At 43.9% G+C, this 18,316-nt stretch carries 14 protein-coding genes; 3 read left to right on the top strand and 11 right to left on the bottom strand.

Going from position 1 to position 18,316, the window contains the following annotated elements:
- From KH172YL63_RS09060 to KH172YL63_RS09050, 3 genes are all read right to left on the bottom strand, one after another.
- Entirely contained in the window at positions 1–993 is a 993-nt protein-coding gene (locus KH172YL63_RS09060) for an ABC transporter ATP-binding protein (RefSeq protein WP_173105799.1), read from the bottom strand.
- Between the two features lie 21 nt (positions 994–1,014).
- The gene (locus KH172YL63_RS09055; protein WP_173105798.1) at positions 1,015–1,665 is read right to left on the bottom strand and encodes an ABC transporter permease; all 651 of its coding nucleotides are present in this window, start codon (positions 1,663–1,665) and stop codon (positions 1,015–1,017) included.
- 510 nt (positions 1,666–2,175) lie between these two features.
- Complete coding sequence (locus KH172YL63_RS09050) at positions 2,176–3,060, bottom strand: TetR/AcrR family transcriptional regulator (protein ID WP_173105797.1); 885 nt, start codon at positions 3,058–3,060, stop codon at positions 2,176–2,178.
- A gap of 212 nt (positions 3,061–3,272) precedes the next feature.
- Here KH172YL63_RS09050 and KH172YL63_RS09045 point away from each other — a divergent pair, with 212 nt between their 5' ends.
- Positions 3,273–6,335, top strand: a complete 3,063-nt coding sequence (locus KH172YL63_RS09045; protein WP_173105796.1) for an efflux RND transporter permease subunit — start codon at positions 3,273–3,275, stop codon at positions 6,333–6,335.
- Positions 6,336–6,670: 335 nt separating this feature from the next.
- Entirely contained in the window at positions 6,671–8,125 is a 1,455-nt protein-coding gene (locus KH172YL63_RS09040; protein ID WP_173105795.1) for an MDR family MFS transporter, read from the top strand.
- 181 nt (positions 8,126–8,306) lie between these two features.
- Here KH172YL63_RS09040 and KH172YL63_RS09035 read toward each other — a convergent pair whose 3' ends face one another.
- The 4 genes from KH172YL63_RS09035 to KH172YL63_RS09020 all read right to left on the bottom strand — a co-directional run bounded on the left by KH172YL63_RS09035 (position 8,307) and on the right by KH172YL63_RS09020 (position 11,486).
- Positions 8,307–9,104 (bottom strand): ABC transporter permease subunit, encoded by a 798-nt coding sequence (locus KH172YL63_RS09035; protein ID WP_173105794.1) that lies wholly within the window; start codon positions 9,102–9,104, stop codon positions 8,307–8,309.
- Between the two features lie 15 nt (positions 9,105–9,119).
- Positions 9,120–9,824, bottom strand: a complete 705-nt coding sequence (locus tag KH172YL63_RS09030; RefSeq protein WP_232066155.1) for an ABC transporter permease subunit — start codon at positions 9,822–9,824, stop codon at positions 9,120–9,122.
- Between the two features lie 91 nt (positions 9,825–9,915).
- Entirely contained in the window at positions 9,916–10,800 is an 885-nt protein-coding gene (locus KH172YL63_RS09025) for an ABC transporter ATP-binding protein (protein WP_173105793.1), read from the bottom strand.
- A 26-nt stretch (positions 10,801–10,826) separates the two neighbouring features.
- Positions 10,827–11,486, bottom strand: coding sequence for a TetR/AcrR family transcriptional regulator (locus KH172YL63_RS09020; protein WP_173105792.1), 660 nt, complete (start codon positions 11,484–11,486; stop codon positions 10,827–10,829).
- 258 nt (positions 11,487–11,744) lie between these two features.
- On the opposite strand from KH172YL63_RS09020, the gene KH172YL63_RS21550 reads away from it, so the two are divergent.
- Entirely contained in the window at positions 11,745–12,143 is a 399-nt protein-coding gene (locus KH172YL63_RS21550) for a YdcF family protein (RefSeq protein WP_197747091.1), read from the top strand.
- 420 nt (positions 12,144–12,563) lie between these two features.
- Here KH172YL63_RS21550 and crcB (KH172YL63_RS09010) read toward each other — a convergent pair whose 3' ends face one another.
- The 4 genes from crcB (KH172YL63_RS09010) to KH172YL63_RS08995 form a co-directional block, all read right to left on the bottom strand.
- Positions 12,564–12,923 carry a fluoride efflux transporter CrcB gene (crcB, locus tag KH172YL63_RS09010; protein ID WP_232066154.1) on the bottom strand — a complete coding sequence of 120 codons (360 nt, stop codon included), beginning with the start codon at positions 12,921–12,923 and terminating at the stop codon, positions 12,564–12,566.
- Between the two features lie 2 nt (positions 12,924–12,925).
- Positions 12,926–13,321: a fluoride efflux transporter CrcB gene (crcB, locus tag KH172YL63_RS09005; protein ID WP_173105790.1), complete on the bottom strand. Its 396-nt coding sequence runs from the start codon at positions 13,319–13,321 to the stop codon at positions 12,926–12,928.
- 75 nt (positions 13,322–13,396) lie between these two features.
- Positions 13,397–14,755, bottom strand: a complete 1,359-nt coding sequence (gene mgtE / locus KH172YL63_RS09000) for a magnesium transporter (RefSeq protein WP_173105789.1) — start codon at positions 14,753–14,755, stop codon at positions 13,397–13,399.
- Between the two features lie 78 nt (positions 14,756–14,833).
- Positions 14,834–17,971: a DEAD/DEAH box helicase gene (locus tag KH172YL63_RS08995; protein WP_332066929.1), complete on the bottom strand. Its 3,138-nt coding sequence runs from the start codon at positions 17,969–17,971 to the stop codon at positions 14,834–14,836.
- Between the last annotated feature and the right edge of the window lie 345 nt (positions 17,972–18,316).

The following is an 18,316-nucleotide window of genomic DNA, read 5'->3' as shown; positions in this document are numbered from 1 at the left end:
TCACCCTTTCTGAACCACGTTCATTTTACCTTTAATCTCATAATGGAGATACTTTTGCACTAAATCGATCATGATTGCACCGAGTTTGTTCCCGGAATCATCCGTGACGATTACTTGATCCGCTTCCTGATTCAGTAACATTGACAATGTATTGCGTAAATCATGTTTGACATTGATGGTTTTACTGTCCGATATTGATTCATCAATATCGAGCAAACCAATGATGTTCATTAAATCTTCTATCGTGTGAAGACTTAAACTTTTTATTGCACGATCTTTTCCAAAGAATTCATAAACAAAGTCATTCTTTGGGCGGACAAGCATTTCAGATGGCGAGTCATATTGCATGATCTCACCACCGCGAAGGAGTACGATTTTATCGGCCATCTTGATCGCTTCATCAATATCATGACTGACAAACAAAATCGTTTTCTTGACTTCACGCTGGATTTGCAGAAATTCATCCTGGATTTTTTCCCTTATGATGGGATCAAGGGCCCCAAACGGTTCATCCATGAGCATAACGGGAGGGTCTGCAGCAAGCGCCCGGATCACTCCTATTCGCTGTTGCTGTCCCCCTGATAGTTCATGGGGATACCTTCTGCCGAATTTATCCGCACTCAGTCCGATCATATCCATCAGGGTGATGAATCGATCCCGTTTTTCTTTCTTTCCCCACCCCAGCATATCTGGAACGATCATGACATTTTCTTCGATAGTCATATTTGGGAACAAACCGTTACTTTGAATCACGTAGCCGATTTTACGGCGCAGCTCGATTTCATTCAGCTCCATTGAATCTTGTCCGTCGATGGTGATTTTCCCCGAGGAAATCGACTCAAGTCGATTCACCATCCGTAATAAAGTCGTCTTTCCGCATCCTGAAGGCCCTAAAAGCACAACGATGTGTCCTTTTTCAATATGTAAATCAATTTCTTTGACGGCTGTTACACCACCGTCATATGTTTTCGTCGTTTGTTCGAACGTGATCATCTCTTCACCTCTTCCATTTCTTTATGCAATGTATTTCCGTGTATATCGCTTTTGAATCCATAGTAATATGCCGTCTGCTATCATCGCTAAGATGGCAACTGCAACGGATCCGCTGATAATGAGGTAATTGTCGCCTCTCGAAATGCCTTGGGTAATCAGCACACCCAGCCCACCAGCACCGATATATGCGGCAATGACACCAATCCCGATATTAAGTACTACGGCTGTTCTGATTCCTGCCATAATAACAGGAAATGCATTTGGGATTTCCACCCGCAAAAGTCGCTGATGAGTCTTCATCCCCACCCCTTTGGCTGCATCCCGCATCTCCGGGCTCACATTTTGGATGGCTGTATATGTATTTCTAATAATGGGCAGCTGTGAATAAAGAACCAATGCCACAAATGCCGGTACAAATCCAATCCCCTGATTGATGATTGAGAAAATCGGGATCATGACGCCAAATAAAGCGATGCTTGGTATCGTCAACATCACCGATGCGATTTGTAACACTGTTTCTGCCAGGTAATCATTCGTGGTCAAGTATATACCGAGCGGCACCCCGATCAAGAGGGCAACAAGTATCGCAAGCCCGACTAACACAGCATGTTCAATCGTCAAGTCAAGAATCCTGGGTGCATTTACCTCTAAGAATTTCAGCCATTTCTCCAACAGTATCCCCTCCTTTTTTCTAGGATTTTAGCCATAATAAAAGTCGTTCAGAACCTGATATGTCCCGACGACCCACGATTATAGTATAACCGAATAACTAAGCCAACATTCCTATACCCTTTTTGTCGAAACATCAAACATTTTCCTCATTTATTTATCGTATAGGACGCCCCGAGCCCAATTACGCTAAAAATACTTTACAAAAAAACCTTGAGGTCTTATTTTTCGTAGGTACTATTTCCTGTATTAACCAGCTTCTATTACAATCTTTCTTCTTCAAGGCGTAAAATCTTTCATTACGCCAAAGATCCTGCGTCCATCCATGCATGTTCACACAGAAACCTCGCCCCCGGTAAAAAGAAGAATATAAGTTTACATTCTCATTAACAAGATGCTGTAAATCATCTGTCCGCCTTTTCAATCTTGCAGATGATTCGGTATTTCAATCCCGAACTTTTCGCCTGGGCATATCCCATGGAACCCTCATACCTATGCAAAAAAAAACCTTCCCTATTCAACACTGGGAAGGAGTAATTCTGCTAACTTTACAGCCTCGTTCTTCAATTTATCATCATCCATCAACAACCGGAACAACCCTCTCATAATCAGCACATCCGGAACCGACTCACGGCTTTCTTCTGAAATTCGATTGGCAATGCTTATATAATAGGTCACCTTGTCTTCACTCAGCTCATTGATTTTATTGTAAAGAGACTTCCATGCCTTTTCTCTCTTTTCAAACGAAATAAAAGCGCCCTCTTTATCCATACTTACACTGAATGATTTCATCATCCCTTCATCAAGGAGGGGCTGACTGCTTCCGTTCAGGTAGTCAGTTGCCAAGAGTTCAATCTGCCTCACCAGGTGCTTTCCTAATTCCCGTGGTTCAAGGGACTCATCCTTTGAAACCATAAGCATCATGTAAGAAGAATAGATGGCATGAGTCATCCACATGAGATCCCACTTATACGGTGCGATTGCCTCACCGTATATGCTGAACAGATTATCTTCCAGCCAACTGAACAGGCGCCCCCTCATCCGATGCTCCATCGCAGCTAATTTGTCACCGTTCTTAGCGGTTTCTCCTCTCATATGCATTTTCATATAAGATTTGTATTCTAGAATCCCTTCAAACTGCACTTGGAACTGTTTTGCAAAGCGTTCCATAGGGGGCAGATTTTTCTCAAGACCTACAACGAATGCACGTTCGAAAACCAGCTGTTGATAATGTTCATAAATCGATATGATTAAATCTTCTTTCGATTGAAAGAATGAGTAAAGAGATCCTTTTGAAATGCCCACACTTTCAGCGATTTGCTGCATGGAAGTCTGATTGTAGCCTTGCGCCCCAAACAGTTCCACCGCTGATTCAAGTATTGCATTGTGTTTATCCATGTACTCCACCTCTGTCTACTGGGAAATTCCCGCTCCCTTAGTTTAACCTCCCCTAACCGAAAATAGAAGAGCATTCATTCTTGACTACATAAAATATACAGGTAAAATGACTAGTGAGTCACCCTTATTAATACCTATGATTACAGTATTTTTTTCACGCTTATTATCCAATCTGACTCACAAGTCACATTTTATTAAAGGAGGTTTTCAATTTGTTAAAAGCGATTTTGACCCGTTCCAAAATTGTGATGATTTTCATTATACTGTTTGTCATTATCGGAATTTTCACCTTCACTCAGTTACCCCAGCGTGAAATTCCAGAAACGAGTGTGAACATCGGCACGATCACCACAGTGTATCCCGGGGCAACTGTGGATGCTGTAGAAAGGATGATTACAAACCCCATTGAATCATCTCTTCAAAAGATTGATGGCATCAAAGAAATCAACTCTTCATCAGCTTCAGGTTTCTCTACTATTATTGTAGAGGTAGAGGATGCTGAAGACAAAAAAGAAGTGTTCGGGGATGTGCGGCAGATGGTTTCAGATGCTTCAACTGCATTCCCTGAAGGTGCTTTCGATCCTGAGATCAACGAATCCACGGTGAAAATGCCGATCGTTTCGTATCAACTGACAAGTGACACGAAAGAATCCTTGAGCAAATTAAATGACGACATCATCAGATGGAAGAAAGAAGTCGAGGATCTATCCGGGGTCGCAGGAGTGACAGTGAAGGGCCTTCCTGATGAAGAAATTGTCATAGAACTCGACCAGGATAGATTAAAAAAGACAGGATTGAACCCTTCCTCGATTATGAATGCAATTAACGAGGAATATTATCCAACACCATTAGGTAAACAGGAATTGAATGGTGAAGTGGTGCAATTAACGGTTGACCATTTTACTTCGCTTGATGAAATGAACAAAATATTTGTAGGAAAAGACCGGAAAGGTGCTTCCTTATTCCTCAAAGATATAGCCGAAGTGAAGGTTGCACCAAAGGAAATAAAAGATGTCGTGACATTCGAAGGTAAGCCTTCTGTCTCATTCACTGCTTTTGTACAGCCGGGGGAAGACATTCCGACGGTTGATGGAAGAGTCAGTGATACAGTCGATGAATTATCCAAAACTCTTCCGGCTGATATTAAACTGGTTCCATACTATTCTCAAGCTTCCACAGTGACAGACATATTTGATGGATTGTTTACGTCTCTTGCCATCTCTGTCGTGGCAGTTGTTCTTACAACAGCTCTTGGCCTGACAGTATCCGGGGCATTTGTGGTGGCATTGGCTGTCCCGATTTCGGTTTTGATGGGACTGATTCCCCTGCCGTTTGCCGGCGTGGACCTTAACCAGATTTCAGTTATAGGTGCCATTATAGCCCTTGGTATCCTCGTGGATGACTCCATTGTAGTGAACGATAATATCCAGCGCCGCTATAAGCTCGGGGACGGTCCACTCATGGGAGCCGTCAACGGTGTAAAAGAAATATGGGTTTCGATCGTGACCTCATCCCTTGCAATTGTGTTCACTTTCCTCCCCCTCATATTCTTATCGGGAGGTAACGGGGCATTTATACGGGCGCTGCCAACCGTGTTGATTACAACCATCATCGCATCTACGCTCGTTGCCCTGATGTTTGTCCCGATCATGAGATACAGCTTATATCGAAAGACGAAGACGAAAGTCCCTGACGCTCCCGGTCTATTGGGAAAACCACTGAATAGGATCGCTGACTTTTACGCAGATACGGTCCTAAAGAAATTTTCAAAAAAGCCATTCATCGTTTCTGCGATAGGACTCGTATTCACAACAGCAATTTTCGGATTGATTGCCCTTACTCCATTTGAGTTCTTCCCTTCGGCTGATCGTGAAGAAGTGACTGTAGACGTGACGTTCCCCATTGGCACTACGATTGAAGAAACCTCTGATCTGCTGGAAGAAATGGAACAGCGATTAAAAACCGATGAAGGCGTGTATGAAACATCCGTGTTTGCCGGCACAGGGCTGCCAAATCTCTTTAACAGCTCCCTTTCGAACACCGGGCCCCATACAGGTCAGCTTGTTGCCAGGGTAGACAGGAAAAACCAAACGGCCCAAGGTCTGATTGATGAGTGGACCGACACATTGAGAGAAGAATATCCAGACGCAACGATTTTCATGGAAACGATCCAGCAAGGTCCCCCGGCAGGAGCACCGGTGACCGTCACCGTGTCTGGTCCGGATATTGAGCGGCTGATTCAAATTCGAGATACGATTTCTGATGGGTTAAAGACGTTGAAGACGGATCTCGTTGTTGATAATGTCGGCGATTTGGAACCGACAATTGAGTATGTGCCGAACCGGGAGAAACTTGAAGAAAATGGTCTCACCATGAATGAAGTCAGTCAACAGCTGCGTTTAGCAACCGGGGGCATCCCAATGAAAGCTTTCGATAACGGCGTAATCACCCGTGATATGACGCTCCTCTTAAAAGGAAGCAGCGGAAATATCGATCTCTCCTCCCTTGAGGTTCCTGCGGGCACCGGTGATGATGGTCCTCCTAAGTTGATTTCACTGGATGAGTTATTGAGTCCTCAGAAAAAGGAAGAACTCCAACTCATCCCCCATAAAAACGGGGAACGTGCAATCACGATTCGAGCCTTCCCCCGCAACGAAGACAATTATAAAGAAAATGTGCAGGAAATCGTAAAAGATATCCGTAAGGACATGGATGATAAAGATTACACGATTTCCCTCGGCGGGGAAAATGAGGCCCAAAATGATTTCTTTGCTGAAATCACGATTCTGTTTATTATTGTCATTTTCCTTGTGTATCTATTGATTGCCCTTCAATTCAATTCATTGTCACTGCCATTCCTGGTCCTTGTCGCTGTATATCTGGCGATAGCAGGTGCGATCCTTGGTCTCTTCGTCACCCAAACACCGATCAGCTTCCTGGCTGTGATGGGAATGGTGTCACTGACCGGTATCGTCGTTCGGAACTCAGTTGTTCTGATTGAATTCATTGAACAGGGACAAAAACAGGGGATGACTGTGAAAGAAGCAGTCATTGAATCAGGACGTACCCGTCTGCGTCCAATCCTACTTACTGCACTTACGTCCATTGTGGCATTGATTCCGGTGGCAGTAAGCGGGGATGCCTTATTTACCCCATTGGCAGTCACAATCATCTCGGGTATCCTGTTTTCAGCTGTATTAACGCTGATCATTGTCCCGATGCTCTACCTGGTCTTCCACCGGTTCAGAAGGAAGCATCCTGAGATTCAAGGGTAAGAAATGAAAACGCCACTTCTCTGCACCATCTAAAATGCTTTTCAAAAAGAGCACACGCTGTTAACAGGTCTTAATGCAAATTTAACATCCGGACGATCATCCTTCATTCTTTGATAAGATGTGGATGGGTCCGGGTGTTTTATTATTTATTTAAATGCTTATATGAGTGTGATGGCCGTTTTTGATTTGATTGCAACACTGACATTTCTCAGAAGAAAAGAAAAGTTTCATAAAAAAATTAGTCATACACCCCTATTATAAATGCATTCCCCTTGAGATTCCGAGCCCCATCAAGCATGATAGGGAAGTACTAAATTATTATCCGGAGGAACATCATGACACAAAATATCAATACAAAACCAATCCTCATCACTTTTATGATAGGTGCCTTTTTTGCCATTTTAAATGAAACACTGCTCAATATCGCACTGACTGAATTGATGGGTGTCTTTCAGGTGGATGCGCCGACTGTGCAATGGCTGGCTACAGGTTTTATGCTCGTCATGGGCGTGCTAATGCCTATATCTGCTTTACTCATTCAATGGTTCACGACCAGGCAAATGTTCATCGGGGTGATGGGAATCTTCCTTGTCGGGACGATCATTGCAGCGTGTGCATTGAATTTCCCTATGCTCCTTGCAGGGAGGATGACACAGGCAGTCGGAACGGGCTTACTGATCCCCGTGATCATGAATGCCCTTCTGCTGATGTACCGACCTGAAGTACGGGGCAAGATCATGGGTACATTTGGACTCGTCATCATGTTTGCACCTGCAATCGGACCGACCCTCTCCGGGGTGATTGTCGATTTCTTAGGGTGGAGATGGTTGTTCATCACCGTCATTCCCTTTGCGGTGTTTTCCATTTTATTTGCAATGAAATACTTGGAGAATGTCGGGGAAGTGACCCGTCCACGGGTTGACCTGTTTTCCATCACCCTTTCATCGATCGGCATCGGGGGAATCGTCTACGGATTCAGTGCAGCAGGCGAAGAAGGAACAGGCTTTGCATCTGCAAATATCCTCATCATCTTAGCCATTTCAGTCATCAGTCTGATTCTGTTTGTCCTCCGTCAGTTAAAGCTTGAAGAACCTCTCCTCGATGTGCGGGTCTTTCGTTACAGCAGTTATACGAGAGGTGTTGCGATATTCGTCATCGTCATTATGGCTATGTTCGCATCCGAGATCGTCATGCCGATGTACTTACAAGGCCCTCTCGGATATTCAGCGAAAGCTGCCGGTCTCCTGCTGCTGCCCGGGGCACTCCTGAATGGATTGATGTCTCCAACCATGGGGACACTGTTCGACAAGTATGGCCCAAGAAAACTTATCATTCCAGGCACATTGACCCTTGTAGGTGTGATGATATTCTTTAGCTTCATTGATACTTCAACTCCCATCTGGTTATTCGTTCTCGTATACATGATACTGATGCTCTCGATTTCAGCGATCATGATGCCTGCGCAAACAAATGGTTTGAATGAACTGCCGAAACATCTGTATCCCCATGGGACAGCCATTGCCAATACACTCCAACCTGTGGCAGGAGCGTTGGGAGTTTCGATTTTCGTCAGTATCATGACACAAAGTCAAACAAGCTTTCTTGAGGGGCATGGAAATGCAATCTCGGAAACGGGCATGCATCAGGCCATGACCTACGGCGTACATCATGCCTATTGGTTCGCCCTCGCTTTGGCTGCAGTGGCTTTCATGATTTCACTGTTCATTAAAAAAGCGGTCTCTCCCGATTTTGATGAAGGAATGGAGAAACAGGTCACCAAAGACCATTGATTTCCTTTCCCGAACCGTGTCACATGAAACGAATATTAAGGTTAAACCTTGAAGAATTACACAAAAAAGTCCGGGCGATTTCATAATGAAATCGCCCGGACTTTTTTGTTTTAATAGCTGGTGGATGGTTTCCGGCCAAATAAAGTGGCGCAAACATTCCCCTCACATTCCTGCTTATTAGTCAGACATGCAGGTCCCGCTTCTCATATGTCACAAACGTGGAGGCTGCCAATACCGCAATGAGCACCACCGAGATCCCTACATATAAAGGATTCATTCCCCCACCGTACATCATGTTTTTCGCTTCAAAATATTTAAACGGTGTCAGGTACTTCAACCCTTCTATTTTCTCGCTAAGGTCGATTGCAAATGACAGGATGAATGTAAACAGCAACACACCCGTTGCAATGGTAGAGGCTTTCGCTGGCGTTTTTGCCGATGCTGCAATGGCTGTTCCCAGTACCAGGAACAGTAGTTGCAGCATCACCATACCAAGTATCGTCACGGTGATATCCCCGCCAAAAGCAGCGTCAGAGCTATAATGACCAACGATCATATACGTGGAAATATAGGTAACAAGGGAGAGAATGCCGCATTGGGTCAGGGCTGCCAACAGCTTCATCCCGATGACTTTCTTCCGGGGGAGGGGCTTGACGAAAAGGAATTCAACCGTTTTATCCCTCTCCTCCTTGGAAATAATGGTCGCGCCGGTCATGGCTGCATGAATGGTTGCAAGTAACACGATATAAAGGAAAAGAACGCCGTAATAGCCTGTTGCTGTCGACAAGTCAAGGGTGCCTACACCAAGGAATGCCTGGAGGGATTTGGGCATTTGACTCATCAGGTCATTCATGGACTGGCCTGATGAAGAAAAACCGGCATACTTCATCATCCCTGAACCAATCAACGCAACCATTCCCACACACCAAATGATCAAGGCCTTTCGATGGGATTTCATTTCTCTCATAAATAGATTCATAGGATCTTCCCCCTTCTAGACCGATTGAATATCTCTTTTATTGTAGATGATGAAGCTTGCTGCAAGGGATGAAACAATGACGATTGCACCTGTGATTAAGAAAGGCCATTCATAACTTTCATGTTTCATCATATAGCTGTAATCAAAGTATTTGAACGGTGTGAAATAACGGCTTGCTTCCTCTTTCGCAGCGACCATTCCGATAAAGAAGAACGCGAACACCACTCCGAGGGATACGCTGATGACGGATTTCAACTTTTGGAAAATGACAGCTATCAGAATGCCGATCGTAAACATAATCAACTGAGTAAATAAAAGGCTTAATGAAATAAGCAAAAAGACGTTCAGGCTGAAAGACTCAACTTTCACCAAAGTGGCAACTCCAACTGCCCCAATCACAAATACAGCGTTCGTGATGAGCAATGAAATTGTTGCCGCCAATAATTTTGAGGTCAATATCTTCGTGCGTGTAACCGGCTTCGTTAAAAGAAAATCCGAGGTCTTTTCACGGGCTTCTTTCGAGCAAATCGAGATGCCCAGATTCATGGCTTGTATGGCTCCGCATAAGGAAATATATAAAAAGATATAGGAATAGAACCCGTTCAGGGACCCGATGCTCTCAATCTGAATGCCCAAAGCTTCTCTCACACCCTCGGGGAACCCTTCCAGAAGCTTTTTGAATTCGTCTATTTCTTTCGATATGGATGGAAACATGGACATGAACAATACAACCAATCCAAGAAGTGCCGCTGTCACATGAAAGTTGACTTTCGGTACGACTTCAATTCATAGAGCAAGATATTCATAGAAATCAAGCCTCCTTCTCGTAATAGTGGAGGAAAATCTCCTCTAGATCAGGCTCCTCGATCCACACATTGGCAATGTCAATCTCAGCGATTTTCCTCATAACCGTATTGATGTCACCCCTGAACAGAAAGCTGATATGAGTGCCTTCCACTGCAAGATTGGTCACCCCTTCAATATCCAGAACCGAAGCATCAACTGTATACTTAGACTCAATTTTTATCTTTTTATGATTGTTTTCCTTTAACGTACTGATTTTCTCGACCTGGACGATTTCTCCCTCTTTAATGATTGCCACCCTGTCGCATAAGCGCTGGACCTCACTGAGAATATGGGAAGAAAATAAGATCGTTGCCCCTTTTTCGTTTTCTGCCTTAAGTAATTCAAAAAACTTCTGTTGCATAAGAGGATCCAATCCGGATGTCGGTTCATCCAAAATAATCAACTTCGGCTCATGAAGCAGGCCTTGTATGATCCCAACCTTCTTTTTATTCCCCAGTGATAAATCATCAATTTTCTTTTTTACATCCAAATCAAGGATTTCAGCCAATTCATTGATCCTCTTTGTGCAGTCCTTTTTATAAAAACTTGCAGAATATTTCAAGAGGTCCATCACTTTCATGTTATCGTAGTAAAACACTTCTGACGGAAGATAACCCACCTCTTTCGCGATTTCCGGTGCAGATTCAATACAATCCTTTCCAAAAATCGTCGCGCTCCCACCTGTGGGATGAATCAGCGCAAGAAGCGTGCGAATGGTCGTTGATTTCCCGGCCCCATTCGGTCCGATAAATCCAAATATCTCCCCTTCCTCCACTTCGAAACTGATGTTGCTGATTCCCCTTGCTTTTCCGTATGTTTTCGTTAAAGAATGAATTTCAATCACATTCATCGGTCATTTCCTCCCTTATCCATTTCTCACTTGTAAAATGCGGTCTGCAGCATTTCCACATAACCATCGATTTCAGCTAACACTTCTTCACGATTGATGTCTGCAACCGATAATGACTTTACCTTTTGCTGCTGCTGATTGGCAATTCCTTCGAATGTCCAATAAATGATCTGGACCGATCGTTTCACATTAAGGCCTTCTTTGAATTTTGAAGTATCCATGCTGGAAAATAGTTTAGTGAAGCTGTTCTCTATCATCTTGTTCTTAATGTTCTCAATATCGTCTTTCACTTCAGGGGAATCTTCCAAAAATCCACCTTTCAAAAAGTCGATCAGATCTGGATACACTGAAAATAACTCAAATTTTATCAGGGTGATTGCCCGGATTGTTTCAAAAATATCATGGTTTTCCCAATCGACCCGCTCATATATTTTCTCAGTCAACATAGAAGAAAGATGTTCGTACAATGAAACATACAAATCTTTTTTACTTTTAAAATAATGAAAAAGAATTCCTTTTGAAACCTTGGCTTCCTTGACAATTTCATTTGTTGATGCATTTTGATAACCATTTTTCGCAAATACTCCGGTTGCTGCTTTGATGATCCGTTCTTTTTTTTCCGGATCAATGTTTAGCGAATCAATCAATGAGAATTCTCCCCCTTTAGAGGACAGGATTTTGACCATGTTGGTCAATCCTATTATAACGCCCTTTGACCAAAGTGGTCAATTTTATTTTAACATAATAATCCAATGGTTCATCAAATAAACCAGAATAAAAAAGTATAAAACAGCATAAAAAAGGATTTAATCATTGAATATTCCCGCAACCAAAAGTATCATATAGGTAATAAAGGAATTATATGGAATAATCAATACACTCCAGTAGATTAATAGAACAACATTCCATATAAAACATACAAAATAACCAATGAGGAGAAACGAATGAAACCACTTATACCGAAAGAACCATGTGTCCCTGAATTGACTCAAGGAGAAATAGCATTTTTGACCGACCTGACTTTTGGAATCCCTCGCCCTGTAAAGCGCTGCGATGCTCTGTTCATTTTCAGCGGTACCCACAGCGGTCATTGGGAGAAAGCAATTGAAGCTTTTGAAAAGGGGTATGCCGAAAGGATCATTGTGACCGGAGGAAGGAGCAGCACCGGCGTTCCTCATCCCGATTGGGAAGGTCATGACATGAAAGATTGTTCAGAAGCGGAGATTATCATCTCTTATCTTGAACAGGCTGGCATTCCTGCCTCACTGATTACATATGAAAATCAATCAACCAATTCTCTCGAAAATGTACTCTATTCAAAGGATGTTTTTGATTTTTCTTAAATCAACACGCTGATGGTGATTTGTAAAGGCCATGTGGCAGGAAGACAGATTCGCACCTTACAACAGCATCTCCCCAGACATATTGAATACATCCCCTTTACGTTTCCTACATCTTATCGAGGAGTGGAGATCAACAGGAGAAACTGGATGGAAACTGAGACCGGGAGAAGCAGGGTTTGGGGCGAGTACTTACGCATAGACAAATATGGAAAGGAAGGGGATATCCTCCCTATGGATGAATGAGCAGAAAATGCACGATTCTTTATCCTGAGCGTTAAAGCGAATGAAGCTGACAAAAAAATCCGGATGCCCACGACATTCTTTGATGAATATCGTGGGCATCCGGATTTTTATTTTCGATGTTGTTCGTCTTGACACTTATTTCTGGCACTGTTATCTGCAATAAAGAGTGGCGCATGCCTAACTCCCTCCCACATACATACCCAAAAATGCAAAAATAAGTCCGATCACATAGCTGGTTATAAGATATAACGAGGCCTTTTTCCATCTTTTATCGGATAAATAGCGGATCATCTCCAATTGAAAAGTAGAAAAAGTGGTGAATGAGCCTAGAAAGCCTGTTCCGAGGAGCAGGATCCATTTATCCTCTATTCCGTATCCGATCAAAAATCCAAGACAAAAGGATCCGAGCAGATTCACCAACAAAGTAGCAAAAGGAAAATCGGAGTGTATATGATTTTTGAACCATTGACTGACCAAAAATCGGGAAATTGCACCAAAAAAACCTCCGGCCGCAACCGCAATCCCTTGTACAAACAATGTCATCCCTCCCCTTTGCGGCGATTATACAAATGACGTCCGCTCAAGTATCCTGCCCACGCCATGAACAGGCCGCCGACCAAACTGATAACAGCATATAAGAAAGCTTCAAAATAGTGGGAGTCACGGATGAGCGCCACCGTTTCTACACTAAATGTCGAAAACGTAGTAAAAGACCCTATCAATCCGGTTCCGATTGTAGTGGCCATCACCCCCTGCACCTTTTTCAGCTGAAAAAGGTACATCGTCACAAACCCCAAAGTAAAGCTCCCTATCAAATTGGCAAGCAGGGTTGCAACCGGAAACGGTTCTTCCCAGATGCCGTTTACACCGATTCCGAGAAAGAACCGCAACAGGGCACCAACCATACCTGCCGCACCGATCATGATATATTGCATAAATTCCACCTCAATTATTTCTTCCCTGAATGATTCATCCAGCCGTCATCACGTTCGCCTGTCTGATGAAAAATGTCACATCAAATGGGAAATGAAAACGGTCGCGATCCCAAAGTAAATGAGAAGCGACAGGATGTCATTAATCGTTGTGATCAATGGTCCCGACGCGACAGCAGGGTCGACATTGAACTTATAGAGAATCAGCGGGATGATGGTTCCTGCCAAAGTCCCGATGATTAATGTTATCAGCAGGGAGCTTCCCACCACTATTCCGAGAATGGGATTCCCTTGCCACACATACGCAATGATGGATATCATAAAAGCACAGGTGATGCCGATGATGATCCCTACCCACAGTTCGCGGAGGATGAGCTTTACAACCTGTCTGACATCCAGATCATTTGATACAAGCCCCCTCACCACCACGGCGAGTGACTGGGTTCCGGTATTACCGGTCATGCCGGCAATCATGGGCATGAAGAAAGCGAGGGCCACCACTTTTTCAAGCGTTTCTGAAAATTGATCGATGATGCTGCCTGAAACAAGCCCGATAAAAAGCAAAAGAATCAGCCATGGCAGCCGGCGATAGGCTGCCACCACCGGTTTGGTCGTGAAATCGATCGATTTACCGGATGCAGACAGCTTTTCTATATCCTCATTCGCTTCTTGTATCACGACATCAATGATATCATCGACGGTGATCACACCGACCAGCTTTCCATCTTTTTCGATGACAGGAAGGGTGATGAAGTCATATCGGGTCATCAATTTCGCCACATCTTCCTGGTCTGTATCAACGTCGACCTTCACAACCCGGCTGTACATGATATCTTCGATTTTATCCTGAAGTTCACTCAGTAACAAATCTTTATAAGATATGACCCCAATCAGTTCCTTTTGATCATCTATCACATAAAGATAGTTAAGATACTCGGCAAGCTCTGCAAAATGCTTGAGTTTATCGACCGCTTCCCGGACAGTATAGTGTTTTGGGATCCAGACGTACCGGTTATTCATGATACGACCGGCGGTTTCCGGGTAATAATTCATCAGATTCTGCACGACCTGTGACTCGGATTGATTCATTTCAGATAGTAATTCTTCAATCTTCTCTGGCTCCAAATCTGATAAGAGCGTCGCGAGATTATCATTTTCCATCCCATCAAGGACTTGCGTCGATTTTTCTATGCCCAGCTTTTCCAATACGGTTAATTGCTCATCTTTATCGATTTCCTGGATGAATTCTATGATGAGGTCAAGCGGTAAATATAGCAGGAACTTATTCCGGTGCTTTGAAGGAAGATGCAGATATTGTTGTGCAATATCATATGGTTGAAGCTCCTCGATGACTTCCAGGAAAGCCTCTTTATTTCCATCCTTCAACCTTTGGATGATCACAAGTGTTATTTCATTTTCAGTCATGGCTAATGTCATCATGTTTACTCCTTAACGGCTGCTGTTGAACATTTTTGCTGATAGTTTCTCCCTATGAAAGAAATATCATCAGTTTGGTCATTTAACTAACAGTATTTCTTTCAGCTCCTCCTCTGTCAAGGTCTGGACAAGGGTTTCATCCGGATTCATGACATCCTGAATCAAATTTCGTTTTTTGTCCTGTAATTCATTCATCTTCTCCTCAATGGTCCCTTTCGAGATAAGCTTAATCACTTGAACCGTGTTTCTTTGCCCCATCCTGTGTGCACGGTCCGCCGCCTGTTCCTCCACGGCCGGATTCCACCACGTATCATAAAGGATGACCGTGTCTGCACTTGTTAAATTCAATCCAGTCCCGCCGGCTTTCAACGAGATGAGGAAGAAATCCTTCCTACCCATATTGAATTCGTCGCACATCTTCACCCTCTCTTCTGAAGGTGTAGAGCCATTGAGATAAAAATACGGATGACCTTTCCCAGAAAGCTCGCGACCGATCATTTCAAGCATTTTGGTGAATTGGGAAAAAATCAGCACCCTCCTCCCCGATCGCTTGGCTTCTTCGACCAATTCCATCAGCTGGATGAATTTTGCCGATGTTTGCTGATAGCCATCTACAAACAGGGCAGGATGGCAGCAAATCTGCCTCAATCGGGTCAATCCGGCCAGTATTTTAATTTTGTTTTTTCTGAACGTATTCTTATTAAGATGCTTTAGGGTGTCGTGTCTCAATTTTGCCAAATATGCTGCATAAAGTTCTTTTTGTTCAGGGAGCAAGTCTGAGAATTCGATGCTTTCCTGTTTGCCGGGCAGCTCCGTCAATACGTCTTCTTTCATTCTCCGCAGCAGAAAAGGTTTAATCCTTTTTCCGATATCCTTTCTTGTCAGGGAACTGAAATTCTTCAACCCCCTGAATAATTCAGGAAATACCACATGAAAGATGGACCATATTTCTTCCAGTGAATTTTCCAAAGGGGTGCCGGTCAAAGCGAATCTGTTGACAGCGTCGATCTTCTTCACTGCCCGTGCCGTTTGTGTCACCGGATTCTTGAATGCCTGGGCCTCATCATAAAAGACGGTGTGGAATTTCCTTCCCTCATACCATTTACCATCACTGCGAAGAAGAGGATAAGAAGTGATGATTACGTCGACATTCTCCGCTTCCTTTCGCTTCTTCATCCGTTCCGCTTTGCTTCCATCCATGATGATCGCCTGTATGTCAGGGGCGAAAGTGGAAAGTTCATTTCTCCAGTTATAAGTGAGGGATGAAGGGCAGATGATCAGCACAGGATGTTGACCTTCTCTTATATCCTGTATTTCAGATAAGATGAAGGCGATACTTTGCAGCGTCTTCCCAAGCCCCATATCATCTGCAAGAATCCCTCCCATCCGGTAATCCGAGAGGGTCTTCATCCACCTGAAACCTGTTTTCTGATAGTCCCGGAGCACAGACTCCAATGAAGCGGGGACCGGAATATCCCTGCTGTCAGGATTCATCAGGTGCGAATAGAGTTCATTGAAAGATTCATCAAGCCTGAATGAATCACCGCTGTCAAGTAAATCCAGACTCTGATAAAACGGCAGCGCGAGACCTTTGATCAGATCGTTCTTCTCTGCTTCTGCCACATGAAGAAAACGCTGGATATCTTGAAATTCTTTTGTTTCCAAAGAAAGAAGGGAACCATTTCTCAGCCGGTAATATTTCCGTTTTTCTTCAAGCGCCTGAAGGACTCCCTGGATTTGACCATCAGAAATCCCGTCTAGTTCAAACTTGAATTCCAGCCAGTTCATCCGTTCTTTTTTCACCTTCACCCTGATTTTGGGTGGATGGGTGCCTTTGACGACCCTGTTCCTCACTGCAGTTGTGGCATAGATTTGGACAAACTTGCCGACTTGCTCCACCCCGTAGGTCAAAAACTCATACTCCAGGTCCTCATGATGCAAGAAATACCCGCCTTCTGTTTTCCCAAAGGAGAATTTCTCCATGAGTTCCAAGATCGTGTCTTCCTTTTCCACATCCCTGATGATCATCGAGCCTGATGGGGCTTCACGATTTTCCAACGGATGGATGACAATCTGACCGTAATGGAATTCAAGTCCAGCCAGTAAACGGTTTTTCACTTTATCAAGATATAATTTCGCCTTCAGCGAGGACGTCTCAAGTATTGTGGAGAGATCTTTGGAAATATCCACTCTTCCTAACTTCTTTAATCCGATTGCGACTTTCTCTAAAAACAGACCGACTTGATTGTCCGGTATCGGGATGAAATCCTTGCCGGAAGTCGCAAGCAATCTTTCCAGTTCTATCAGACGCCTGCAGTCGCTTGGTGCGAGCGCTGTAAATATCCCTTCATGGAGAGCGGTTTGATACTCCTCAAGGATGTCCACCCCGTCAAAACCGGATATGGACAATCGATAGCCTTCTTCCCCTTGGCCGAATTGAAAGAGTAAAGGCAATGGAGAGCTGCTTTGTTGAATGCCGTCGTACATTCTCCCTCCATGTTCGACGATGACCTTTTCGGCCCTGCTCAGAAGGGTAGCAAGCTGCTCCCATGAAGATGGCGGGATCACAAGCGCCTTACCTCTATTGTGTGCTTTCCCGTCATTCAACACCCTCATGAGATACTGAATGATCGCATCACTATCCTGCTCAAAGCAGTGTGAGCGTCGATCAAAAGTATAACGAGCGGAAACCGGGCACTCCTTCCCTTGTTTGAGTGCCGAAAGAAACGAGGGAAGATCCTGTACGGGGATATCATTCAGTATTAATTCTATGCAGAGCATACCGCTCTTCCCGTTTGGCGTATGTTTCACAATCCATTTACTGGTTACGGTTTGCCGCGTTTCAAAATGACGCTGCCTCGATATCGCCGGGCCTTGTTCGGTTTCAAAAAGCGTGAGAAAGTCATCGGTGACCGTCGGTTTCCCGTTGTTAACCTTTGTTTGGAGATTCCACATAGCCAGCATGACTGCGGCGACATGCTGACAGTCTTTATCAAAGGAAGCGAGCTTCGGACATGTGCATGTACTCTCTATGAGTCCTTTCTCATTCTGACGAACCGTAACATGGAATTCTTCTTCCCCGGAGACGACCGCTTCGCAGAACCGGTTGGTATATTGAATGATCTTCACTTTATCTGATCGGACATACGCCTCTCCCCGCTTAAAAGAAACGGTGCCGCATCGTTCCTTAATGAATGTATGATGAATAACCTTCAAGAGCCATGTTCCTTCCATGAAAGATGATATGTATTTCGTTTGATTCTTCAATCTTCTAATGATAACAACAAAGAGAGAAATTAGAAACCGTCTTATGCAAATACTATTTTAATAGAAACGTATAATTGCGACAAAACGGCATAAACTAAATGGAAAGAAAAAATCCGGCTTATGAGGACAGTCATAGACCGGAAAGATTCACAGCTGCCTTCTATTTTTCAATATGCCCCAGCAGCGCAATGATGAATTGACCTGCCTGGAATAGGAGCATGAAAAGGAAGTAGTCCTCCATACAATCACCCCTTTCTGCGGGCATTCATCTGCCCCTGTAGATGTGTATGTAGG

Source organism: Bacillus sp. KH172YL63, assembly GCF_011398925.1.
In the GTDB taxonomy this organism is placed as follows: domain Bacteria; phylum Bacillota; class Bacilli; order Bacillales; family Bacillaceae_B; genus Rossellomorea.
Note: the sequence above shows the minus strand (reverse complement) of the source record. Positions and strands in the feature narration are given on the sequence as shown.

What these genes read in the sequence shown, in the direction of transcription:
- KH172YL63_RS09050 (WP_173105797.1), bottom strand. Translation starts at nt 3,060, where the DNA reads ATGGATAAACACAATGCAATACTTGAATCAGCGGTGGAACTGTTTGGG.
- crcB (WP_173105790.1), bottom strand. Translation starts at nt 13,321, where the DNA reads ATGCAATATATCATGATCGGTGCGGCAGGTATGGTTGGTGCCCTGTTG.
- KH172YL63_RS09060 (WP_173105799.1), bottom strand. Translation starts at nt 993, where the DNA reads ATGATCACGTTCGAACAAACGACGAAAACATATGACGGTGGTGTAACA.
- KH172YL63_RS09040 (WP_173105795.1), top strand. Translation starts at nt 6,671, where the DNA reads ATGACACAAAATATCAATACAAAACCAATCCTCATCACTTTTATGATA.
- KH172YL63_RS09025 (WP_173105793.1), bottom strand. Translation starts at nt 10,800, where the DNA reads ATGAATGTGATTGAAATTCATTCTTTAACGAAAACATACGGAAAAGCA.
- KH172YL63_RS21550 (WP_197747091.1), top strand. Translation starts at nt 11,745, where the DNA reads ATGAAACCACTTATACCGAAAGAACCATGTGTCCCTGAATTGACTCAA.
- KH172YL63_RS09020 (WP_173105792.1), bottom strand. Translation starts at nt 11,486, where the DNA reads ATGGTCAAAATCCTGTCCTCTAAAGGGGGAGAATTCTCATTGATTGAT.
- mgtE (WP_173105789.1), bottom strand. Translation starts at nt 14,755, where the DNA reads ATGACATTAGCCATGACTGAAAATGAAATAACACTTGTGATCATCCAA.
- KH172YL63_RS09030 (WP_232066155.1), bottom strand. Translation starts at nt 9,824, where the DNA reads ATGTCCATGTTTCCATCCATATCGAAAGAAATAGACGAATTCAAAAAG.
- KH172YL63_RS09035 (WP_173105794.1), bottom strand. Translation starts at nt 9,104, where the DNA reads ATGAATCTATTTATGAGAGAAATGAAATCCCATCGAAAGGCCTTGATC.